21 protein-coding genes are annotated in these 24,058 nt (G+C 47.4%); 14 read left to right on the forward strand and 7 right to left on the reverse strand.

The annotated features are described in order from the left end of the window. Positions 1–114: 114 nt before the first annotated feature. Complete coding sequence (locus tag WFI24_RS21910; RefSeq protein ID WP_145325586.1) at positions 115–2,448, reverse strand: ribonucleoside-diphosphate reductase subunit alpha; 2,334 nt, start codon at positions 2,446–2,448, stop codon at positions 115–117. Between the two features lie 771 nt (positions 2,449–3,219). Here WFI24_RS21910 and WFI24_RS21915 point away from each other — a divergent pair. After that, positions 3,220–3,546: an MTH1187 family thiamine-binding protein gene (locus WFI24_RS21915; RefSeq protein ID WP_336764207.1), complete on the forward strand. Its 327-nt coding sequence runs from the start codon at positions 3,220–3,222 to the stop codon at positions 3,544–3,546. A 191-nt stretch (positions 3,547–3,737) separates the two neighbouring features. Here the strand turns inward: WFI24_RS21915 and WFI24_RS21920 are convergent, their stop codons facing one another. Further along, positions 3,738–4,862: a PsbP-related protein gene (locus WFI24_RS21920; protein ID WP_336764208.1), complete on the reverse strand. Its 1,125-nt coding sequence runs from the start codon at positions 4,860–4,862 to the stop codon at positions 3,738–3,740. 115 nt (positions 4,863–4,977) lie between these two features. Continuing rightward, positions 4,978–5,316 (reverse strand): helix-turn-helix domain-containing protein, encoded by a 339-nt coding sequence (locus WFI24_RS21925; RefSeq protein ID WP_336764210.1) that lies wholly within the window; start codon positions 5,314–5,316, stop codon positions 4,978–4,980. 351 nt (positions 5,317–5,667) lie between these two features. Here WFI24_RS21925 and WFI24_RS21930 point away from each other — a divergent pair, with 351 nt between their 5' ends. From WFI24_RS21930 to WFI24_RS21955, 6 genes are all read left to right on the forward strand, one after another. Beyond that, positions 5,668–5,772: a hypothetical protein gene (locus WFI24_RS21930; RefSeq protein ID WP_017690880.1), complete on the forward strand. Its 105-nt coding sequence runs from the start codon at positions 5,668–5,670 to the stop codon at positions 5,770–5,772. Between the two features lie 43 nt (positions 5,773–5,815). After that, positions 5,816–5,923 carry a YjcZ family sporulation protein gene (locus WFI24_RS21935; protein WP_221825910.1) on the forward strand — a complete coding sequence of 36 codons (108 nt, stop codon included), beginning with the start codon at positions 5,816–5,818 and terminating at the stop codon, positions 5,921–5,923. Between the two features lie 226 nt (positions 5,924–6,149). Continuing rightward, on the forward strand, positions 6,150–6,455 hold the full coding sequence (locus WFI24_RS21940; RefSeq protein ID WP_336764211.1) for a hypothetical protein: 306 nt from the start codon (positions 6,150–6,152) through the stop codon (positions 6,453–6,455). A gap of 802 nt (positions 6,456–7,257) precedes the next feature. Then, complete coding sequence (locus WFI24_RS21945) at positions 7,258–7,854, forward strand: RNA polymerase sigma factor (RefSeq protein ID WP_336764213.1); 597 nt, start codon at positions 7,258–7,260, stop codon at positions 7,852–7,854. Next, entirely contained in the window at positions 7,851–8,834 is a 984-nt protein-coding gene (locus tag WFI24_RS21950; protein WP_336764215.1) for an anti-sigma factor, read from the forward strand. Before WFI24_RS21945 ends, WFI24_RS21950 begins: the two co-directional genes overlap by 4 nt. Before the next feature lie 247 nt (positions 8,835–9,081). Continuing rightward, positions 9,082–10,593: an HD domain-containing phosphohydrolase gene (locus WFI24_RS21955; protein ID WP_336764216.1), complete on the forward strand. Its 1,512-nt coding sequence runs from the start codon at positions 9,082–9,084 to the stop codon at positions 10,591–10,593. 4 nt (positions 10,594–10,597) lie between these two features. On the opposite strand, the gene WFI24_RS21960 is transcribed toward WFI24_RS21955, so the two are convergent. Continuing rightward, a complete protein-coding gene (locus WFI24_RS21960) occupies positions 10,598–11,251 on the reverse strand; it encodes a phosphatase PAP2 family protein (protein WP_336764217.1) in 654 nt (217 codons plus the stop codon). A 438-nt stretch (positions 11,252–11,689) separates the two neighbouring features. Between WFI24_RS21960 and WFI24_RS21965 the strand changes: the two genes are divergently transcribed. The 4 genes from WFI24_RS21965 to WFI24_RS21980 all read left to right on the forward strand — a co-directional run bounded on the left by WFI24_RS21965 (position 11,690) and on the right by WFI24_RS21980 (position 15,723). After that, positions 11,690–13,099 carry a sensor histidine kinase gene (locus tag WFI24_RS21965; protein WP_336764218.1) on the forward strand — a complete coding sequence of 470 codons (1,410 nt, stop codon included), beginning with the start codon at positions 11,690–11,692 and terminating at the stop codon, positions 13,097–13,099. A gap of 213 nt (positions 13,100–13,312) precedes the next feature. Then, on the forward strand, positions 13,313–14,470 hold the full coding sequence (locus WFI24_RS21970) for an MFS transporter (RefSeq protein WP_336764219.1): 1,158 nt from the start codon (positions 13,313–13,315) through the stop codon (positions 14,468–14,470). A gap of 51 nt (positions 14,471–14,521) precedes the next feature. Beyond that, complete coding sequence (locus tag WFI24_RS21975; RefSeq protein ID WP_336764220.1) at positions 14,522–15,202, forward strand: oxidoreductase; 681 nt, start codon at positions 14,522–14,524, stop codon at positions 15,200–15,202. Positions 15,203–15,348: 146 nt separating this feature from the next. Further along, the gene (locus WFI24_RS21980) at positions 15,349–15,723 is read left to right on the forward strand and encodes a RidA family protein (protein WP_017690870.1); all 375 of its coding nucleotides are present in this window, start codon (positions 15,349–15,351) and stop codon (positions 15,721–15,723) included. 110 nt (positions 15,724–15,833) lie between these two features. Here WFI24_RS21980 and WFI24_RS21985 read toward each other — a convergent pair whose 3' ends face one another. After that, the gene (locus WFI24_RS21985) at positions 15,834–16,592 is read right to left on the reverse strand and encodes a tryptophan-rich sensory protein (protein WP_336764222.1); all 759 of its coding nucleotides are present in this window, start codon (positions 16,590–16,592) and stop codon (positions 15,834–15,836) included. Between the two features lie 188 nt (positions 16,593–16,780). On the opposite strand from WFI24_RS21985, the gene WFI24_RS21990 reads away from it, so the two are divergent. Beyond that, positions 16,781–17,746, forward strand: a complete 966-nt coding sequence (locus WFI24_RS21990) for an arsenic resistance protein (protein ID WP_336764223.1) — start codon at positions 16,781–16,783, stop codon at positions 17,744–17,746. A 122-nt stretch (positions 17,747–17,868) separates the two neighbouring features. Here WFI24_RS21990 and WFI24_RS21995 read toward each other — a convergent pair whose 3' ends face one another. Together WFI24_RS21995 and WFI24_RS22000 are read right to left on the reverse strand one after the other, a co-directional pair. Further along, entirely contained in the window at positions 17,869–19,497 is a 1,629-nt protein-coding gene (locus WFI24_RS21995; RefSeq protein WP_336764224.1) for a response regulator transcription factor, read from the reverse strand. A 5-nt stretch (positions 19,498–19,502) separates the two neighbouring features. Next, positions 19,503–21,332: a sensor histidine kinase gene (locus tag WFI24_RS22000; RefSeq protein WP_336764225.1), complete on the reverse strand. Its 1,830-nt coding sequence runs from the start codon at positions 21,330–21,332 to the stop codon at positions 19,503–19,505. A 143-nt stretch (positions 21,333–21,475) separates the two neighbouring features. Between WFI24_RS22000 and WFI24_RS22005 the strand changes: the two genes are divergently transcribed. Together WFI24_RS22005 and WFI24_RS22010 are read left to right on the forward strand one after the other, a co-directional pair. Continuing rightward, the gene (locus tag WFI24_RS22005) at positions 21,476–22,357 is read left to right on the forward strand and encodes a carbohydrate ABC transporter permease (RefSeq protein WP_336764226.1); all 882 of its coding nucleotides are present in this window, start codon (positions 21,476–21,478) and stop codon (positions 22,355–22,357) included. Then, positions 22,357–23,193 (forward strand): carbohydrate ABC transporter permease, encoded by an 837-nt coding sequence (locus WFI24_RS22010; protein ID WP_145325571.1) that lies wholly within the window; start codon positions 22,357–22,359, stop codon positions 23,191–23,193. Before WFI24_RS22005 ends, WFI24_RS22010 begins: the two co-directional genes overlap by 1 nt. Positions 23,194–24,058: the final 865 nt, after the last annotated feature.

Genomic DNA, 24,058 nt, shown 5'->3' on the forward strand with positions numbered 1-24,058 from the left:
GCTGTGATCGTGTTTTAGGCAAAAAAGAACCAGGGCAACGCCATTTTGCAATCAAAACAGGATGCCCTGGTGGTCATCGTGGATCTCGTCAATCTTCTCTATTACGGTCAAAACTTAGCTTGCGCAAGAATCACATTCTTCAATGGTTAATGCCCGGCTACGGACATAATAAGTCGACTTCATGCCGGCTCTCCAGGCATGCAAGTGCAGTTCCAGGAATTCCGTTGCTTTGATATCCGGACGAACATACAGGTTGAAGCTCTGTCCCTGATCGACGTGGCGCTGACGGGCAGCAGCCATATTGATGGAAGCATGTTGATCGACCATGAATGCCGTTTTGTAATACCAGATCGTTTTTTCGGACAGATCCGGTGCCGGATTAGCAATCTTGTATGTGGTTTTCTCTTCATAAGACAACAGCTCATAGAGCGGATCAATGCTGGCTGTTGAACCGGCAATGATGGATGTGGAACCGTTAGGCGCAATGGCGAACAACCAGGCATTACGTACACCGTTTTGCCGTACTTCAGCTTGAAGTTCTTTCCATTGTTCGGTTGTTACGAACTCGCCTACGCGCTCACCTGACGTGTATTCGCGTTGGTCGAAGTAGTGCCCACTTTCCCAATCGGAACCTTTGAATTTCGGATAATGTCCTTTTTCTTTGGACAGCTCCATGCTGGCTTTCACGAGCAGATAGTTAATTTTTTCGTACAGATTATCGTTATACGTTACCGCTTCATCGGACTCCCAACGAATACCCTCGAGGGCAAGCAGGTGATGAAGTCCGAACGTTCCCAGACCGACTGCACGATATTGGCTGTTGGTGTATTGGGCTTGCAGCACTTCAATATTGTTAATGTCGATAACATTGTCCAGCATACGTACCTGAATCGGTACCAGACGCTCCAGTACATTGTGAGGCACGGCACGTGCCAAGTGAATGGAGTTCAGGTTGCAGACAACGAAGTCGCCAGGCACTTTAGAAATCACGATGCGAGTCTGTCCATCTTTGGTTACGAGTTCTTCCTTTTCTACCACAGTGGCAGATTGGTTCTGCATAATCTCGGTACAAAGGTTGGAAGAGTAAACCATACCGTGTGCACGGTTCGGGTTCGCACGGTTAACGGTATCCCGGTAGAACATGTACGGCGTACCTGTTTCCAGCTGGGATTTCATCACACGTTTCATAATGTCAATCGCCTGAACTGTGATACGGGACAACAGCGGGTGGTTGACCGCTTCTTCGTATTTATCACGGAACGCACCTTCGCCAAAGGACTCATCGTAGAAATCTTCCAGTCCGAGTGCACGACCATTCTCGTCTTTCCAACCCATCACTTTCTTCGTTTCGTGCGGGCAGAACAAGCTCCATTCACCGCGGCTGGATACCCGCTCCATGAACAAGTCAGGCAGACAGATTCCGTGGAATACGTCATGCGCACGCATCCGCTCGTCACCGTTGTTCAGCTTCAGATCGAGGAACGCCAGAATGTCTTTGTGGAAGACGTCCAGATATACGGCAATAGCACCTTTACGTGTACCGAGTTGGTCTACGCTGACCGCTGTATTATTTAGTTGGCGAATCCAAGGGATTACACCGGAACTTGTGTTTTTGTGACCACGGATATCCGATCCACGTGCTCTGACTTTACCAAGGTACACGCCGATGCCGCCGCCCATTTTGCTCAGACGCGCTACATCGGTATTGGAATCGAAGATACCTTCAAGTGAGTCGTCAACCGTATCAATGAAGCAACTGGAGAGTTGTCCAGCCACTTTTTTGCCAGCGTTGGACATCGTAGGTGTAGCTGCTGTCATATACATGTTGCTCATTGCCCAGTAAGCTTCCTTGACGAGATCCATACGTTTCTCAGCAGGCTCCTGATGCATCAGGTACATCGCGATAACCATGTAACGCTCTTGTGGCAACTCCATTACTTTTCCGTCAAAATCGTGAGCAAGGTAACGTTCTGCCAGTGTGAGCAAGCCGATGTAATCGAAGAGCAGATCGTTGCGGTAGTCAATGCACTCAGCAAGTTCGTCGATCTGTTCTTTGGTGTAACATTCCAGCAATTCTTCGCGGTAGATGCCTTTCTTCACGAGATCTACAAGAAGAGGATGGAATGCGCCATAAGGCTCGTCCGGGTAAGACTTGTATCTGCGGTTGGTAGCCGCTTTTTTGTACAGGGAAGTGAGCAGGGAGCGTGCCGCTGCAAATTTCCAGTTAGGCTCCTCTTTGGTTACCAGTTCCAGTGCGCTCATCATAAAAGCGTTGCTGATCTCGTCTCCGGTAACTTCATCACGGCGGAGCTTGCTGTTTACCCCACGTACCAGACGTTCCTTGTCCAGCATATCCAGTCCTTCCAGAATACGGTCGGCATATACCGAGATGCGCATATCATCAAAGGCAAGCTGGCGATTGTTCGGCTTGGTCACAACTTGTGGCATGAATATTCCTCGCTTTCGCATGTTTAAGAGATAAATTGGAGAAATTCTTTATATAAAGAATTGAGTGTCTTCTTACGGTGAGAAAAAGATATAGGTTGCGTATTGCGGACTGAAACGGCGGTGACAGGTCTGTCTTAAATCGCTCAACTTGAGGAGCACAAAGCAGCACAACGCAGAACATGCTCATATAAAAAGCATTCTCCCGCCTCGCGGCTGAAAATGCCCATGGATGCTCTGGCTTCCTCACTGTCTTAGCATTCAGAATATCGACAGAAAAGGGTGCTTATGTAAGCTTTTGTCTATTGCAGATATACCTGTGGTTTTGAGGATACCGGATGCAGTCCAAACAGCCCCGTTAACCTCCATGTCAACTCTGTTTCGAGAAAGCGATTTACACCTACAGGGACGTGCCTTTGAAGGTGATTTCATCCTGTTTTTCACGAGATTGCAGAAGGTGACTAATAGAAGCGGAGAAATCCAGTGTTACTACATTTTGTAGCTGTCAACATACTGTAACCCAACATATTGTGTTTGTAAAGTGGGCCGATACAGTAAAACGTAATTCCGAGTATACCATTTAAGCCGAGAATCCGCAAAGGAAAAGGACTGGAAGATTTGAAGATTTATCAAAAAAAATTTTTGGGCAATTCCAATGACGTCTTCACGTCAGTTTGAATTATGACGTATTGAACTGGTAGAATAAAAACAGTCAAAAATCGACTAAAATAAGCGGCAGCGGTTGTTCACGGGGCCCAGAGGAGGCGTAGCACAATGGCAATAGCAGAAGTGACTGTCATTCCAATTGGAACGGCCACGACCAGTCTGAGCAGTTATGTGGCAGATATGCAGAAGGTATTGGAACATCAACGGGGCATTACATATCAGTTAACTTCCATGAGTACCATTATTGAGGGCCCGCTTAACGAGATTTTTACAGCAATAGCGGCTCTGCATGAAGCGCCGTTTCTGTCAGGAGCTCAGCGTGTCTCTACATCCGTCAAGATTGACGACCGTCGTGATAGACCCGATGCCTCAAGCGTACAGAAGTTACAATCGGTTCAGGACAAACTGACATCGCTCCAGGCGCATCCGAATTAATGGTTTAGTGTAAACATCCGTATATTCGGTTATTCAGTATGTTATGAGTGTATGTTATAAGTTATTAATTAAAGCTTAGATTGTGTATATGTGTAGTTAACGTGAATTTCTGACATTTATAAACTGAAAGACAAAAAAGACCAGCTTAGCGTTCATAAGCTGGTCCTTTGTGTACACACATTTATCATCAATTATTCTGCAACTACCAATGAGGCTCCAATCAAAGTGGCGTTGGTGTAACCACCACCAACATTTTCAAAAGAGAAGTTGGTAATTGGAGCACCGATAACCGTGGCATAATCACCATCAAGCAAATCTCCGGTCGTTGCAGGATATAACGCTATAATATCGTTTCCGTTCTCATCCATGACATGAACGATAGAGAAGGTTGCCCCGAGAGAGTTATCTTCCTCAACTGAAATGACTTCACCGCTGACTTGCACGAATTGATCATAATAGTTAGCTACATTTTTATTCAGATGACGGGTCGTTACATTGTTGTCAACGAGATCCTTTGCCTTTTTGCGGAGTTCTGCTGTGCTGGCAGGGAATACATCGCTATGCTTGCCAAAGAAATCATAGGAAGCCTGCTCCATAAAGGCTGTATCTTCCGTAATGTACGGAGTTAACTCATTAAAGAAATCGGCAACTGATGCTGTGGCAGATGAATTTCCAGTCGTTGCAGTTGGTGCTGTTTGCTCCAGAGAAGCAGTAATGCTTAGGGAATCAAGAATATCTTTGATCTCATCCTGATTATAAGTATCCTTGGTGTAGGTTAACGTCATGGTATAGAGTTCTGTATTGGTCGGAATCAGATACTGCACAAGGATAACATCTGTACCCGAGGAATGCTTATAGGCTCCTTCCAAGACACCAGCGCTATATTCTTTATAAGGCTTGTTCGTGTAGCTGGTTTTTGTATAATCGGAAATGCCGATGCTTGAACCGTTTTGTGTGTAATAATCAAATATATTATTGGCGTATTCTTCAGGATTGATTGAACCGGTTGAGCTGGCCTCAATCGTCAGATTCATATTATCTGCAAATGTGACTGATGAAGATTGGTCTGAAAAAGCAGCTTTAATGGATGGAGCATTCATTTGACTGGTATCTACGCTTTTCCAGGATTCAGGATAGGCAAAAGAAAATCCTTCTCCACTATATGTAGTGTATTTCGTAGCTTTTGCTTCAGCTGATACAGTCTCTGTTGTATTGTTTACTTCCGAGGTTGAGGTGTCTGCTGTTTTGTTAGTTTCTGCATTTCCACAAGCACTAAGCAATGCCGCTAGAGCCAAAATCGTAATAAGCTTCTTCATTATGTTTAAGTTCTCCTAATGTGCTTCCCATCGGTTGGGATTTTTTCTAAGGTCATCATCTCGTTTGGGATAATCAAGTTTAGATGTTAGGTGTTCGTAATTGCTCGCTAATAAATTAAAAAAACTGCCTGGTTTCATTCTGAAGCTGATCCGGAGCATGGAGATACTCTCTGAAGAAGGCTCCATGTACAGGATGTTGTAGATAAAAATGAACGTGTTCATCCAGATCTGGGGAGACATCAGAAAAAGGGATTTTGGTAAGTCCGATAAGGTAATCAGCGGCTGTTCCCAAAACATTCACCAGGCGACCCAAAGCATCCGGGTCAGGTTTCCTGTGATTGGTTTCATACCCGGACAATTGGACTACAGTAAGATCGGTTAATAGTGATAATTCTTTCTGCGATAACCCCATTAATTCCCGTAAGTACTTCATGCGTTCACCAAGAGTGGGCATAGCAACTCCTTTCTACGTTATTAGTAAAATAATAACATTAATAAAGATTTCAGTATTCATAATTACCAAAAAGGTAATTTGTATGAATTTAACATGTATGCTTCTAATAATATACCGTATTGGTATCAATATTGAGCAATAGTACACTCATTTTACATTTATAACTGTGAGGTTTATTCATGACCTCAACGTATTCGAACATAGCGGACAGACTTAAGAACTAATCCTGTATATATGCGCAATGCGAGAATAATCTGTGGAAAAAGAACAGCCCATTTTCAATCTGAGCCCGGTCCCATATCGGATCGGTGCATATAGTGAACTGTACCTCAAATCAAAGGAGGGGTTTACATGAGTGGAGTAGTAGGTGGATACGGCGGCGCATGGACATCGACTGGCGCGATTCTGGTTCTTTTCATCTTGTTGGTCATCATCTCTAAAGCATTCTTGATCTAATAAACCGCTTGGACCCTAATATATTGGTAAAGGAGGGTTCTGTATGAGTGAAGTAGTCGGAGGCGCAGGATACGGCGGCTGGACATCGACTGGAGCAATCCTCGTTCTGTTCATTCTGCTCGTAATCATCACTAAATCTTTCTGGGTATAATATGGCGAGCTCTGCCGGGCAACCGGTAGGGTTTTTTTGGCTATGGACAAGCATGAGGGAGAGCCGCGGTGATATAGACTGCGGAAGGACGGCGATGCGGCGATAATGGGGAAGCTAGTCCATTGGCTAAACGCCCATTTTATCAAAATGAGGGCGATAGCCCGGTCCAGAGGTAGGCAGAATACATAGCTTAGGGGTGTAGGCAAATGTTAAGGAGGAATGAACAATGAGCGAAGTAAAACCAAACTCACCGAACGGACAGGGGCATGTATACGGACATATGGGAGGTAATGAACACATGTATGGATATCAATACACAGGTCACACTATGCACGGATATGGTTGCGGTACAATGCCGATGGGCTACGGCTACGGTTACGGACACCAGCCTAACCAGGCTCCAATGATGCACGGTTATCAACAGGGCTGTGGAGTATCCTATGGTCATGGTGGCTCAAGCTGGGGTTCCATGGGTACGATCCTCGTACTGTTCATCCTGCTGGTGATTATCTCCAAAACAATGTTCATCTAATTGGAAGTCAAGAAGGCTTTGCCGATTGTGGACCGTTACAATGGGGCTGGTATCAAAAGCTCTAAACCTTGAGATTAATGCTAGGCGTAACGCTCTTATAATCAGATTGGGACAGCGTAGGGATTCAACCTGCGGTGTCCCTTTTTTGTTTCTGGCAGTAGGTGGAGGAGCTATTGGTATGAGAATGGAAAAAGGGGAAGCTGAACTTATCTGGTGAGTTTAGTGAGCGGATGAAAAAAGTTTTCTTACCATATGGACTGTTCCCAATCGTGGTGTTGGGAGCGGTATGTAGACATAGATAAACACCCGGAACCCAATTCCGGGTGTTTTGTGTATGTTTTCAATCTTCTCAAGAATAAGTGATATCCAAAACAACAAAAGCCCTACCTCTCTTTTGTCCTTGCGGCTCCGAAGACCGCGCCAGTGTGAATGGGAACATCTTGTGAAACTCTGTAATACCGGGTTATTGTGATTCAGGTTCTTCAATCTTCATAGGTTGATTGTACTTAATTCGCTGCGGTCGCAGCATGAAGAAAATATTCCGGGGTTTAAAGAAGACAGAAATCATATGAGGTTGTTTAATACAACTTTTATAGTATACCACAGGCTGTAATTATTTGCAATAAAAAGGAAAGCGTAAGCAGAATAACATGTTTACGGGCTTTCTTTCAGTCGAAAGTTGAGTGGCTAGTTTGAAAATATACAGAAACTTTTTCAAAGTATTTCTCACTAGAGGTAATCTTCTTCAAAAGTTTCTGCGTAGGTTATAATAATGAGGGAAGAAACAGAAAGGGGCCCTCGCATGACTGAATCGATGGAGGACAGCAGGTTAATGCGGCAGATTGCGGAACGTGATGCTTCCGCACTGGAGCTTTTATATGACCGTTATGAGCGTGCGGTATACTCTTTTGCCTACAGGATCGTTGGCGATCCCATGACGGCGGAAGAGACCGTTCAGGAACTTTTCCTGCGGGTCTGGAATAATGCTGAACGATACGATGCTTCACAGGGGAAGCTGACCACATGGATGTTTGCGATAACACGTAACATTGCAGTGGACATGCTGAGGCGGAAATCGAAAGGGGCAGCGGCTACTTCAGTTGAACAGGAGACACTGGCGGCCTATGCCGATGAATATACAAACACGGAAGAAGAAGTGCAGCGTAAATGGGAAGGCACCCGGATTAAAGAGGCGTTGTCCCAATTAAATGGTGATCAGCAACAAGTCATCGAATCCATATATTATGCGGGATTAACCCAGCAGGAAGTATCCAGCCGATTCGGGATTCCGCTGGGTACAGTAAAGAGCCGTGTCAGGCTTGCCATGCGCCAGCTCCAAAAGTTGCTGGCCGATGCTGAATTGCATCCGGACGCGGGAAGGGAGGGCATACATCCATGATAGAACGACATGAGGAGTGGTCTGATCTGGCACCGATGTATGTGCTGGGCGGACTGGAAGCAGAGGAAGTGGCGGCATTTGAAGCGCATATGGCGACTTGTGAATCTTGTCGCCAGGAAGTGCGGGAATTGCAGGAAGTGACTGGCTTCCTGCCACTGGCGGCGGAACCTGTAGCGCCGCCGACAGGCATGCGAGCACGTGTACTGGGCAACGTGCTCGGACATACGCAGGAGAGCGCCGAGGCGAAGCCAGCGGCTGCTCCTGCAGAGCCTGAAGCACCCGTGGTGCTTCAGGAGGACCTTGCGCCGCAGCACGAACGTGCGGCGCAGCCCGGGCCAGGCTTGCCGCCGGTAACGGCTGTGCCTGCGGCCCGGGTGGAAGAGGCTGCCCAGGCACAGCCAGGGCAGCCACAAGGGCGCGCGCGTGCGCGCAGCAGCCGCGCATGGCGCGTGGCCAGCGCCGGCCTTGCGGCAGCAGCGGTGGTGCTCGGCGTGTACGCGGCACAGCTGCAGAGCCAGATCGACTCGCTGACGCAGCAAGCGGCGGGTTCGTCGGCTACGCAAGAGCAACTGGTGCAGGCACAGGCGCAGAATGCGCAGCTGCAAGAGCAGCTGGCATCAGCTCTGAAGCCTGCACAGGGAATGCAGACTGGCGAGGCAGTGAAGCTTAATCCTGCAACGCAGGACATTGTAGCCCAGGGTCTCGCAACCATCGTTATCGATAGCAAGGGCACTCACTTGGTAGTGCAAGCTGAGAACCTGCCGAATCTGGAAGGCAATGAAGCGTTCCAGGTCTGGTTGATCAAGGGGGATACACCTCAGAATGCCGGAACATTCCTAAGTCGTGATGGGACGGGAGCGGTGTACTATACATTGGATTCGGTCAACGACTATGATACGGTTGCGATCACGCTTGAACCCGATGCCATGGGAGATGAGCCGCGCGGTACAATGATTCTGGCTGCCAAGATCAAAGGATAACTATAGGGATATCACAAAAGGCTGCTCCTTCGTGGAGCGGCCTTTTTATTTTTTTAGAGTACCACCAAGTTACTGTGGAACGTGGCGGATTTTTTAAACGATTCGATAGGTGGAGCTTCAGTATCTGATCAGGGAATTTTATTAATTTTTTTAGTCTAGATAACCGATAAACAAATAGAAGGCAATACCCTTAATCTCCCCATGTCTCAAGGGAGAAGTGGTTGCACATAGAGAGTGAGGGGTTCAGTTGGAAGTATACCGTTCATTTATCTTTCGCCTGATACGCAATTATCTGATCGGTTCACTGGCAGCTGTTTTTGTTGTCGGTACAGTGGCTATGGTATCTACCTTACAGATACCCAATATTCAATTTGTCCGACTCATCGTCATTGTGTTGATATCAATCTTGTTCATGCTGGTCGCAGAATTGATTACGTTATGGGTACAGTTGGGCCCTATCAGGCAATTTTTTGCTTCAGAACATCATGAAAAAGATGATTTGAATCGCATGTATGAGAGTATTCATCGTTTTCCGGGACAGACCATATATCGGATTATGGGTCCGCACATGCTTGGTTTTTCACTTCCGGCAGCTGGACTAACCATATGGATGATATCCACAGGGTGGCTTGAGTTCCCTTACGGGTATATTGTGGTGGCCGCAGCGTGCGCCTTTTTGATTGCCATCATGCATGCGCTGATTGAGTATTACCTAACGGTACGGGCGATTAGACCCCTGTTACTTGAGATTCGTCATCGAGGCAAAGTCCAATACGGGATGGAGCCTTCACTGGGAGGGCGCATCCTGGTATCGATTCAGCGTAAATTTCAGCTAAGTACGGCACTGATCGGCTTATTTCCTCTATTTTTATTTTTCTTGGCTACATATATCCGGCTGCAGTATATGGACAAAGAATTTGCGAAAGAGTACATTCTGTGGGGAATTCTCATCGTTGTTCTGGGCGCGGGGTTTGCGCTGGTGGGAAGCTGGTTGTTGATTCGTGATGTTCGTGATCCGGTTGCCGAGCTGACGCATGAGATGAACCGAATTCAGGAGGGGGATCTTGGCAGAAGAGCTCCGGATCTGTATGCGGATGAATTTTCTGCACTAATCTCCGGTTTCAATATGATGATTAATCGACTTGAGATGAGACAGGAACGTAATCGGCAGCTACTGCAAAGTTATTTTTCTACGCTGGCGGCTGCATTGGACGCCCGAGATAAATACACGGCAGGCCATTCCATGCGTGTGGCAGAGTATTCGCTGATGATCGGCAAGTTGAGCGGAATGAATGAAGAACAGGCGGATTTATTGTACAAATCAGCCCTGCTCCATGATATTGGGAAAATTGGCATACCTGATGAGGTGTTGTTGAAGGATGGGAAGCTAAGCGATGAAGAATTCGCGATCATTCGTACACATCCCGTGCAGGGAGAAAGTATTTTGTTACAGATAGAGCCCATTGATGCCATGGCGGACTTCCTGCCAGGAGTAAGATCTCACCATGAGAGATATGATGGCAAAGGATACCCGGATGGGATGGCTGGCGAAGATATTCCGCTTTTTGGGCGAATCATTGCGGTGGCAGATGCCTTTGACGCCATGACGTCTGATCGACCATACCGGAATGGAATGAGTCACGAGAAAGCGCTAACGATTTTGGAAGAAGGAAAAGGGACCCAATGGGATCCCTATTTTGCAGGCTTATTTATTGATGAATGGAGACGACAACAGCATATGCAGAACCCATCGAAGTGAGGGATCAGCTGATTCCCTCGGTCCACTTCGATTCTTTTCTGCGTCTCCGATAAAGAGCCAGTCCTGTGACAATGGTAAGAACGAATTCGCCAAGTATGACTGCACCCAGCGCGTCATAGATCACATGTTGTTTGATCATTAGCGTGGATACTATGATGGTTGCTGCACCGGCAGCTATCAAGATCTTAATGGGTTTGCGAATGCTTGGTACCGAGAGAACAGCACGCATCACGAGATATGAGTGCAGAGAATGAATACTTGGAAAACAATTATAAGGACGATCCTGACTGTAGAGCCAACCAAGAACAGATGCCCCCAACCCTGTACCTGTTAATTCCGGGCGCGGTACCATGGTCTGAAAGTTGAAGTAGATCAGATAACAGATCCAGACACAGATATTCATGGATAACAAGACGCGGTAGTACGTCAGTCGATCCTTGGCACACAGGTAAGCGAGCACCCCGAATACGAACGGGTACCAGCCCAAATATGGAATGGACATGGCAGGCACGTAGGGGATGATCCGATCAAGCGAGGAATCAAGCACTACGAACCCGCGTTCCGGACTATTAAGGATATCATAGAACAGCCCCATAACGGCCAAGGACAGCATCAGACTCAATGACAGCCAATAGGATTTATTTTTTAACAATTGCACAACACCTTTTCTCCTTTCATTCATGCTCCCAGGAGCATGACCCAGCCAATAACTATATAAGTTGCACTATACATTCATTTACACAAGAACGGAGAGGACAGAAATAACCTGAAGAAGCGGAGCGTTCGCCTTTATCCACGGATTTTCCCTTTCAGAAAAGGGAATCTAAAAAAATCTGGGGATAACAGCGATCAGAAGGTTGTTCTGTCATCGGAGTGGCAAGTGTAATTATTCTTTAGTTCAATCTATATAGTAGTTTAAATTTAAACAACAATATATTCTACTACGTCCAGCACACAAATTGAATCCTGATTTGTGTATTTTTGTGTATTTTTTTGACGAAGAAGGAATGCCGAAGTTTCAATGGGCATGATATGATAGAAACGCATAAGGACGAAGGTAATTGGGCCAGTAAAGTCGGACAACAGGAGTGAGTGAATGCAATTTTCAAAAATGTTCGTATTGAATATGGGCATGCTAATAACGATAGCCTATCTAGCTAGTGTGTTCTATAAATATATCGTAATACGTACCTCATCCCGAGTGAAACAGATCAGTTCAGTGCTTGTCCTTATTTTTGCAGGCTGGATCAGTACGGTTTTTGGCTTTCAACTCACCGATGAAGTGGTCTTTGATCTTCGTTATGTCCCTTTAATTGTTGCCGTTCTGACGTATAGACAACCCTATAGCGTGATCCTCGTGGGTGTTGGAATTGGTTTGTCCCGGCTGACTTTTGGCATCACGGATGCTACATTGGCGGCAGTAATCAACATGTCTTTGCTGGGCGTGATCTGTGCAGGTCTAAATATATGGATGAGACGCAGCAACTATAGGCTCATTATTAAAGGAATACTTGTTACAGTTATCGTCAATGTGGTCAATAGTGTAAACATTGCTATCGTTGGTGTGATCCCGGCTACATATTTCTTTTCACATATTATGCCTTATACACTACCTACAGGGATTGTATTAAGTCTTATTTTTGCATTTATTCTACGTGATTTTCAGAATGAACAGAATCGAATATTGTTGATACAGAGCACAAACCGACTATTATCTGTGCAAAAGGAAGAATTGCAGAAAGCCCAGATTGTGTTGGAGGATCGAGCGAAACAATTGATGATTGCCTCCCAGTACAAATCGGAATTTCTAGCCAATATGTCACATGAGTTGCGTACACCACTGAATAGCGTCATTAACTTTGCTCAGATGATCAGTGAGAATGCGGATACGATGGATCAGGAGGATATTGTACGTTTTGCCCATATGATCGACCAATCCGGGCAGGAACTGCTTACGCTCATTAACGATATTCTGGATCTATCCAAAGTAGAAGCGGGGCGGCTGGATATTGTACTCGAGGATATCAGTGTGGCACAACTTATAGAAGATGCCATGAACCACTTTCAGCTCGTTGCTGAGAAAAAGGGAATTCAATTGGTTCTGAATAAAAAACAAGGACTACCCGAGACGCTCTGGTCTGATCCCCAGCGGGTCCAGCAGATTTTACGGAATTTGATGTCCAATGCCATCAAGTTTACTCACCGTGGAAAGGTCACGCTGACCGTAAGCACCAAACAGATGAAAAATGCAGGTGATCAGAGTCGATGTCTCGTTTTCTCCGTTCAGGACACAGGCATTGGTATTCCCGAGGACAAACATCATTCTATATTTGAAGCTTTTCAGCAGGCAGACGGGTCGATCAGCCGCAAGTTTGGTGGAACCGGACTTGGCCTCTCGATTAGTCGAGATCTCGCCAGATTACTGGGAGGATCGATTGAACTTGAGAGCGCTGAAGGCAAGGGAAGCACCTTCCACCTCTATCTTCCATTGAACGTGAAAAAATGAGTTGACAACCTTCGCGCCGCGAGTAGAATTTGGGGTGACAACTAGCATCGACCGGCTTTCGAATCCCGGTCTAAGGAGTGTATCCCCATACAGAAGACGGTCAACGTTAACCCTCCCCCGTTAGCAAGCAAACCACGGCGCAAGGGTTCGACACAACGCACTAACTTATCGATTGCAACATGGGAGGGTGTACCAGCAATTATTTTACAGACATTGCTGGGAGGCCCGTTCTTAACCGGATTTCTGCTGTACCTTGGGGCCGGGTCGAGACATATTGGCTTTGTGCTCGCGATTACCACATTCGTGAACATTGCCCAGATCGGAGCAGCTTACTGGATGCAGCGCATTCGCAGCCGCAAACGCATGCTGCTGCTGTTCGTGGGCACACATCGTATCTTGTGGAGTGCGACGGGACTGATCCCGTTCATTTTTCCCAAAGAGTGGTGGGTAAGCGTATATATTGGTGTATATACGGTTGCTTTTATATCGAATACCATTGGCGGCATGATCTGGACTTCACTAATCGGCGACATCGTACCAGCCAAGGTGAGAGGGCGTTATTTTGGAATTCGAAATACGATTCTGAATGCACTTGGAAGCGTATGCTTATTCGCAGGCGGCATTGTTTTGGACCGTTACCCCGGAGAAATGGGTTTTCTCATCCTGTTTATTCCCGTATGGATCTGTGCCATTGCCAACACAGTCATCTATTTCTTCTATCCGGACATGCCCTTTGAACGTTCTACCGAAAAGGTTTTCTGGCGTATGTTTATCAAGCCGTTCCAGGATCGATCTTTCCTGAAAGCTACGCTGTTCCTGGCTGCCTGGTTATTAATCCAGACCTTGATTGTTCCGCTCTATTCCTATGTGATGCTGGATCTGCTGAACATCAATTATCAAACCGTATCCCTGATCACGGTAGTCCAGACGCTGGTCATGATGGCCGGGTTCTATGTCTGGGGTAATCTGAATGCCAGATTCAGCAACAAAACCCTGTTGTTTTGGACATTGCCCGTCATCGCACTTTCCTGTTTATCATGGGGGTTAATGTCGTTCATGCCCGTGTTGATTGCGCTCTTTCTATCTCATATCTTCCTTGGGATCGGTGTGGGTGGATTCAATCAGCTGGCATTTAACTTTACGATCGGAGATACACCCAAAAGTGAAAGACCGATGTTTGTCGCCGTCTATTCGGCGCTGACCGGAGTAACCTCTTTTCTTGGGCCGCTGATGGGTGGCTGGTTGTATGAAAAGATGGAAACCTGGTCCGATGCGCTGGCCTGGATCTCGGCTTACGGATTTCAGGTGGGGGTTGGTGTAGTGATGCTGATCCTTACATTTACCCTTGGACGTCGTGTGCTGTTAAAATAGATATTGAATCGGTTGACTTCAGAAAAAAGGTAGCGAAGTGGAGGGATGTATATGAATCGTCTCGAACGGAAAGCCATGGTGCTTGGAGCCACCGGACTTGTAGGCGAATTATTGGTTCACAACCTGCTGAATCACCCGGCATACAGCCTGGTTCGCATACTGGTTAGACGCCCACTTGAGCTACAGCATCCCAAATTGGAACAGCATGTAGTGGACTGGGAGCAGTTGGAGAGCCAAGACCACCTATTCGACGGGATCGATGACCTGTACTGTTGTTTGGGTACAACGATCAAAAAAGCAGGCAGTCAGGAGAACTTCCGCCAGGTGGATTACCATTACCCGGTTCGTGCAGCTACACTTGCGAAGCAGCATGAAGTATCACAGATGCTTGTGATCTCCTCCATGGGAGCAAGCGCAGGTTCCCGTGTCTTTTACAGTCGGACCAAGGGGGAAATGGAGGATGCGCTGTCCGATATTGGTTTTCAGTCATTGCACATCTTCCGCCCTTCCTTAATCCTGGGAGATCGAAACGAGAAACGGTTCGGTGAACAGATGGCTGCGCATGCCATGAAGTTTCTGGATCGGTGGATGAAAGGCAGAGCGGACAAATACCGGGCGGTCCACGCGGCAACCATTGCACAGGCCATGACGAATATTGCGCTGCTGCAAGCCAAGGGAAACCATGTTTACCCGAGTGAAGTCATTCATGTTCTTGGTGCGGACGGGGGTTAAGACCTTTGAACGAGCTGTTTGCTTCATGTGTATAGGTAGGAGCGTTTCTCGCTTGAGGTAGATCGTGGTATAATAGGCAACAAAAATGAGTTCGAACCCTGACTCCTTGTGGCAGCAGGATAACGAACATGAAGGAGAACTCGTCCATGAAAAAACCAATCTCTACCGATCAGGCGCCAGGCGCCATTGGTCCATACAGTCAAGCCGTTGATGCGGGCGATTTCATCTATACTTCCGGACAGCTCGGCCTGAATCCCCAAACGGGAGAATTCGGTGCAGATGTACAGGAGCAGACACGTCTGTCTTTGAGTAATGTGAAGGCTATTCTTGAAGCAGCAGGTACAAGTATGGATAAAATCGTGAAAACGACGGTGTTCCTGAAGGATATGAACGACTTCGTTCCAGTGAATGAAGTGTATAGCACGTTCTTTGAACAGCCGTATCCTGCACGCAGTGCAGTGGAAGTTGCTCGTTTGCCAAAAGATGCACTGGTGGAGATTGAGGTTATTGCCCTGAAATAGGACAACCTTCATTCGCTACGGTATACATAAAAAGCCGATTTCAGGTCAAATGACCAGAATCGGCTTTTTGCTTTTGCACTATGTTTTTGCATTATAATGGAGGAAATCGTTCAATCGCGATCCTGATTGCGGGCGAAGAATAACCATACCGCATAGATGGCCAATACGATCGCAATGATGATTGCCGTATAATATACGGAAGTAACATCCTTTTGTTTAAGTGCAATGGCGATATATGCCCATGTGAATACAAGTGGGTACACACTATCGCGATAACGGAAGCTAACGAGTACAGCCAGCACCATACCCACAATCAGCATAATGATCGTCCAGGTCGGTTCGCTGATACCAAAACCATCCCAGCCAATTTTATATAACAACACAGCTGCATTGACAATTGTTGCCACGCTAATCCATCCGAGATAGATGCTGAATGGCAGCTTCACAAGCCAGATCTCAGCAGTGGTTGGCACGGTAATGGTACGTGTTTTTACATACAGCATGATCAAGGACAACAGAAGCAGTACAATGATCAGTAAGGCGAGACCAATCTGCAAGTTTTGAAAAGCAAAAATCCATGCTACGTTGAAGGCACAACTTGCCAGGAACCAATACCCGAGACGAGTAATCGAATCCCTTTTCCAGGAAGAGGGCACGAACTGATAGATCACGAACCCAGCAAGCAGCAGGTAAATCAGACCCCATATAGAGAAGGCGTAGCCAGAAGGTGTAAGCAGCACAGGGTACATATCCGATACTTCTTTGTTGGTCTTGCCTCCGATCGGCAGAGCGTTGGAAAGGTAGTTCACGATAATTACAGCGATAAAACCAATGGCATTTAACCACTTGTACGGATTGTTACGTGACATTGTGTTTCCTCCTTGGTTTAACGAAATGAATGAACCACGGGTCAGTCTACAATGAATATACCCAGTTCTTGCACATTCTAATAACAGCCGCAAAAAATTCACATGTTGTACTCTGTCCCAATGTACGCGCAATGAATCAGGAATATGTCCATGCCTGCGATGTCCAACCAGAGGAGGGGAAGAAAAGAATGTTTTCAAGAGAAACGGTGGAGAAACAACAGACTTGGTTCTATGTCATTGCGTTGTTCGCAGGAGCAGCAATAGGACTGGGCAATCCTGAATGGGGGAATGCCTTGCACTACACTGTGTCTCCCATACTTGCTGTTCTGTTATATAGCATGTTCGTGCAGATTCCCTTTCTACAGTTAAAAGAGTCCTGGTCCAATCTACGATTTATGGGCGCATTACTGGTTGCTAATTTTATCGTTGTGCCTGTGGTTGTATGGTTGCTTACACTGGTCTTTCCACAATCACCAGACGTTCTGATCGGAGTCTATCTGGTACTGTTAACGCCCTGTATTGATTACGTCATTGTGTTCACACAGCTCGGCAGGGGCAATGAGAAACTGATGCTCGCCGCAACACCACTTTTATTTGTTATACAAATGATCCTGCTGCCGTTTTATCTATGGCTATTGATGGGTGCTGAGGTAGCGCAGATCATGCAGATAGGGCCGTTCGTGGAGGCCTTTCTGTTCCTGATCGTTATTCCACTGCTGCTCGCAGTCGTTACACAAGTTCTTTCTACAGGTAAAGCGAGCGGGGAGCGGGTCATGAAAGTCTCGGCCTGGCTCCCTGTTCCAATGATGGCACTCGCACTGATCGTGGTTGTCGCTTCCCAGATTGGCAAAGTCTACAGTGATATGGCGATCATTGTGAACGTGATCCCCATCTACGTTGCTTTTCTAATCCTGATGCCTTGGATATCTCGAATCATTGCCAATGGGTTTCGATTGAATACTGGCGCAGGGCGGGCGTTGATTTTCAGTTCAGCTACACGGAATTCGTTGGTTGTTCTGCCGCTGGCGTTGGCACTTCCGCCAGAATGGGCAACTATAGCTGCGGCAGTCATCGTTACACAGACGATGGTGGAGCTTGCAGGTGAACTGATCTATATTCGGCTTGTACCTGCGGTAATTTTACGGGATCGGTGATCGTATTCTATCTTAGAAAAGAAAGAGCCAAACAGTCGTCATGAGTTATGTTGTTTTCTTGCTACAAATAAATCGCAAAAAAGGACTCCCGCGAGGAGTCCTTTTTAGTTTAGTTCATGGTATCACGTACCTGACTGTAATAATGTTTTACGATATTCCGCTGGCGTAATGCCTTCTATTTTTTTGAACACTTTGCTGAAATACTTCTCATCCTGAAACCCAACCATCTCTGAGATTTTGGCGACTCGCAGAGAAGGATTTTGAAGTAGCAGCTTGGCGTTATTGATTCGCAGTTTGCCCAGATATTCCGACCAGTTCAGACCAAATTGCTGTTTGAATTTGCGTGAGATATACTCCCGGCTCAGATAGAAACGCGCGGCAATCTGCTGCAAGGACAGGTCCTCCTGATAATGGGTGTCCATATAGCGCGCAATCTCGCTCATGGGGTCAGGATTGGCGTGTTGATGAGTGGTTAACGCCTTTCCAGCCGCAAGCAACCGTTGTTCCAACAATGAACGAAGCAGGGGCAAGGATAACATTCCTTCAGGGTCAAAAGGTAATTCAGCAAAGGGGATAGACTGTTCCTCCGTCACTTCTTCCGCTTTGGGTGGTGAGCTTGCCGTATCATCAAGCCAGCGGCTCAGCATCCATTCCAGCTCATCAATCCATTGCTGGATCTGCTCGGCGCTGACATCCTCAAGCTTAGTGATCGGATCAAGCCATTCGGCGACCGCGGCGGATACACTGGAAACCCGGCAGCTCATAGCCGCCATACGCATGGACTCTTCATGGGCAGTTAAACGCCGATTTTTAATCCCGCCAGACGATTCCATTGAAGCATGGATTCTCTGCTTGATTTGTAATGCATTACGTCGCCACAGCCTTGAACTTGCTTCAAGATAGGCTACTGAGATTCCGCCAGGGTAGGACTTGCAGGTGGAGATGCCGAAATGAAGCCGGCGCTGAATCGTCTGCTCCAATCCATGATTGACCTTATCCAGAATATGTTCCAATGATGCGGGTGGGCCCCAATGCAGCAGAACAATCTCGTCAGGTTGATCCAACTGGCGAAACATCACGCCTTCGTCCGGTGTGGATAACATCTCCGCACAGATATTGAGCACGGAGAACACAAGCAGATCCGGTTGACTGCGGTATTTTGCCAGACAATCTGCATCCAGATGGGACAGACTGGTGACAGCGACACTACAGACAGGAATTAGACCGGGGAGATTCAACTCATCCTGCAATCGCTGCATATGTGATGGGCTGCTGCCTCTTCCAACGGCAAGTTCGGTTAACAGACGATCCTGATAATGAGGCCGCATCCGATTAACCACAATGGATTGCCTTGTGGATTGCATCCGAACAGCATCCTCCTCTTCCCAGGCCGTGATTGCTTTCAATAGGGATGCGTTCAGTTCGGCTGCTTCCACAGGTTTCAGCAGGTAATCCATGCCTCCATGTCTGATTGCATGTCTTACGAATTCAAAATCATCATATCCACTAATGACCAGCACCTTGCTGTGCGGGGTATGAGCCGATATCCATTCAAGCAATGCCATACCGTCCTTGCCCGGCATACGCATGTCACTGAGTATGATTTGAGGTTGATGTGCCGTGATGGCGGCGATGGCTTCATCCCCGTCTGCTGCTTCAAGTAATGTATCAATGCCAAACTCTTCCCAATGACCAAGCAACCTTATGGCATCGCGGACATGTTTTTCATCATCTACAAGCAGTGCCTTCATGTTGTTCACTCTCCCGCGTATAGTTTAACCGTGATCTTCACACCATTGGGTTCCCGATTACTGATCTCAAGTCTGGCTGAGTGACCGGGATGCGAGTTCAATTGAAGTCGGCGTATCACATTTCGTAGACCGATGGACTCAGACTCGTCGGATTCCTGCGTGGATAACCCGGTTGCTGTGAGACTTTGATGGAACCATCCCTGGATCTCCAGTAACTTATCTTCTGGTATGGAGGGGCCGTTATTGTTCAGTTCTATTTCAATCCAATGATCGTTGATCCGGCGGCTGGATAGGGATATTTGTCCTTTGCCAGGCTGAATATCTGCTCCATGTTTGAAATAGTTCTCAATTAAAGGTTGTAACGTCATTCTTGGCATTTCGACAGATAGCGTATCTTCGGCAAAATCCAAATTCACCTCAAGGCGGTCACCGAACCGCTCCTGTTGCAGTTCCAGATATAATCGGGCATGCTCCGCCTCTTCGCGTAATGTCACACAGGTCTGATCTCGCATGCTGTAGCGCAGCATTTTCGATAGGGAAGAGAGCAGTGTATATGCCCGCTGTCCTTGCTGTTGAAGGGCAAGTGTGCCGATGGATTGCAACGTATTATACAGAAAATGCGGATGAATCTGCGCTTGCAACGCTTTGAGCTGATTGGTCTTATTGGCGATTTCCAGTCGATATTCCCGTAGAATCAGGTTATTTACCGTATCCATCATATCCCGAAAATGACGAGCGAGCACCCCGAATTCATCTCGGCTGGATAGATGGATATCCACATGCAGACGCCCCGCTTGAATCTGATTCATATACCGCATGAGCTGCTTGAGCGGACCCGTGATTCGAATGGAGATGAACAAGGTTGCGACAATGACCAATACAAGTGCCGCAATGGCAATCATCGCGTTATTCCACGTGAGTGTGGTCGCTCTGGCGTATAACGTCTCATTCGGGATCTGTTTGACGATGGTCCAATCGGCATATGAGCTACCGAGCTGCTGATATACATACATGGAACGATCCTGTTCAAAATGTCCTGCGACATTCTGGGCTGTACCAGCGCTAGATCGTGCAATAGTCAGTTCACTAGCCGTTTCCTCTCGTAATGCTTCGGTATGATTAACCTCGGAACGTCCCTGGTAAATGATCTGATTCTGTCCATCCACTACATAGATCTGTTCCTTAGCCGGATCATACAGCCTGCCACAGATTGCTGCAATGGTATTCATATTCAGATCAATGGCGAGCGCACCCAGACGCTCGGTGGACGGAATATCCTTGATCACCCGATGCAAGGTAATGACCGTTCTGGCAGGGTCATCGGCGGAGGCAGCCTTGAATCCGTAAGTGTGACTCATATGGGCCGATTCCACCCAGATATCCGAGTTGTCACCGCCCATTCTTCCATGAAGCGAGTCGGAATAAGCTTGTTTGCGTTCCTCCCGTTTCGGAAAGGGGCTCATAATTAAGGTGGATTGATCAGCGGCAAAAGAGTGCAAATACAGCTGGAATACATCCGGCACAGCAGCGCGTATCGTCTGCAAAGTGGTGTACACCTCGGCCACCGCACGATAATCACCAGGAATCTTCGCCAGGTTACGCAAAAAGTTCGGGTCGTTATACACAGCGAGCGACGCTCTGGCCACGTTATCCACATAGTTATTGAGATTGGTGGAAGCTTGATAGATCAGGCGTTTGTTCTCTTCAACAGCCTGTTCCCGCAGGGCCGTTTTGGTCTGGATAAACGTCATGCTGATCGATGCAAGCAGCGGAAGTGTGGTAGCAATCAGCATAAAAGCAATTAATTTGGTGCGTATACTGTAGTATTTGGACATCGGAACACCCCTTCTGGTTGCAGGTTAAGAAAGGACAATATTTTACCCCCAACTGTTCACAAGGGTCGGTGTTTCCCTCGGCGATATTGGGGTTTAATAGAAAAAGAGACCAACTTCATCCATCTATAGAAGGGGAGAACGATATGAAGCATCGCAAATCTTCACAGCTGTTACAGCAGCTCGTGTTCGTGGGTCCCTCCATCGTGTTTTTTATTCTCATCATCGTGGTCCCTTTCCTGCTTGGCATGGTGTATTCCTTCACGGACTGGAACGGGGTATCCGAAAGCATTAATTGGGTAGGGTTCGATAACTTCGTGCATGTGTTTGTGAATGATCCCAAGTTCCAAACGGCGTTTTGGTTTACGGTACGCTTTACCGTGGTTGGTGTAGTACTGACCAATGTGATCGGTTTTTTCCTGGCGTATTTCCTGACCAAACCGCTTAAGACGAGAAACATTCTGCGTACGATCTTTTTTATGCCAAACGTGATCGGTGGGTTGTTGCTCGGCTTTATCTGGCAGTTCATATTTGTGAAAGGGTTTTCAGCAGTAGGCGATGTGACCGGCTGGTCCTTCTTCAACCTTCCATGGCTGGGAGATGAACCGACCGCCTTCTGGGGTATTGTTATTGTATTTGTCTGGCAGACCGCAGGATATCTGATGGTCATCTACATCTCATCCCTGACGAATGTATCCCCTGATCTGCTGGAAGCCGCCGAGATTGATGGCGCAAGTCGCTGGCAGGTATTGCGGAGCATCATTCTTCCGCTCATTATGCCGGGTGTGACAATCTGTCTGTTCCTGGCAATCTCTTGGTCGTTCAAAATGTTCGATCTCAATCTGTCGCTAACCAAAGGTGGACCATTCGGATCGACAGAGTCGGTTGCACTCAATATTTACAATGAAGCTTTTGTGAATAACAGATATGGCATCGGAACCGCCAAAGCGCTCGTGTTCTTCGTAATCGTTGCCATCATCACCATGATTCAGGTACGTCTGACGAAGAGCAAGGAGGTAGAAGCCTAATGGAGACGACGAAAAATTACCGCTTCAGTACCATTGTAACCGAGATTGTCATGGTACTCATTGGACTTTTATTCCTGGTTCCGTTCTACTTCCTGTTTGTGAATTCGGTCAAAACCTTCGGTGATCTGCTCACCAATTCGGCTGCATGGCCGGAAGTATTCCAGTGGGGCAACTATGCGAACGCCTGGGAGAAAATTAACTTCCCGTCCGCGCTAATGAACTCGCTCATCGTCACCGTGGTCAGCAATCTGTTGCTTGTGCTGATCAGTTCCATGGCCGCGTACCGAATGGTCCGCAGTAATACCCGGTTCAACCGGATTTTGTTCGGCATGTTCATTGCCGCCATGGTGATTCCGTTCCAGTCTATCATGATTCCACTCGTTACTGTAACCAGTAATCTGGGCCTGATCGATAGCCTTGGCGGACTCATCATCTGTTATCTCGGTTTCGGGGCACCGATGTCAGTCTTCCTGTTCCACGGATTCGTAAAATCCGTCCCACTGGAGATTGAGGAGGCAGCCCGGGTGGATGGAAGTTCGGTCTACGGGGTGTTCTTCCGGATTGTATTTCCACTCATGAAGCCGATGTATGTAACCGTCATCATATTGAACACGCTTTGGATCTGGAATGATTATCTGCTCCCATCCCTGATCCTGCAAAGCTCCAACCTGCGTACAATCCCGATTGCGACCTTTGCGCTCTTCGGTCAGTACACGAAGCAATGGGATCTGGCCTTGCCGGCACTTGTGCTTGGCATCATGCCGATCATTATCTTCTTCCTGCTGATGCAGAAGTATATCATTCAGGGGATTACCGCTGGATCAGTTAAAGGGTAAGGGTTGCGAGGGCAGGGTCGCTGCGGGCTCAAGTTGCGCTTTCGGTCGCTGTTGCTCCTCGGTGGCTTGAATGTATTAAGGCAAGGAAGCCACCGAGTATCAAAGGCGAGCGCTCCGCTCCTCCATCGCATCCTGATCCCTTTGCTCCCACCTCGCATGGAGGTGTGTAAAGGGAGTCATGCCCGCATAGCTTGGGCATGACTCCTAGGGAAAAGAGCAATAAAGAAAAGAGATCCTTCAAGAAAAGATTTAAAGCTAAATCCGGTAAGGCAGAGAAGGGTGCGAAGGCGGGGGGCTTTGCGGGATCAAGTTGCGCCTTGCTCCTCGGTGGCCTGAATGTATTAGGGCAAGGAAGCCACCGAGTATCAAAGGCGAGCGCTCCGCTCCTCCATCACATCCTGATCCCTTTGCTCCCACCTCGCATGGAGGTGTGCAAAGGGAGTCATGCCCGCATAGCTTGGGCATGACTCCTAGGGAAAAGAGCAATAAAGAAAAGAGATCCTTCAAGAAAAGATTTAAAGCTAAATCCGGTAAGGCAGAGAAGGTTGCGAGGGCAGGGTCGCTGCGGGCTCAAGTTGCGCTTTCGGTCGCTGTTGCTCCTCGGTGGCTTGAATGTATTAGGGCAAGGAAGCCACCGAGTATCAAAGGCGAACGCTCCGCTCCTCCATCACATCCTGATCCCTTTGCTCCCACCTCGCACGGAGGTGTGCAAAGGGAGTCATGCCCGCATAGCTTGGGCATGACTCTTGAAGAGAAAGATGCTTGTATAGCCAGGAACTTCTTTTAGAGAGTGACGTTATGCTCCCGGTTCAAGACGCTAACGAACCCACCACATGCTCGATTCGTTAGAATGAAATCACGCTTC

It is taken from the genome of Paenibacillus sp. USHLN196 (assembly GCF_037144955.1).
Lineage (GTDB): Bacteria > Bacillota > Bacilli > Paenibacillales > Paenibacillaceae > Paenibacillus > Paenibacillus xylanexedens_C.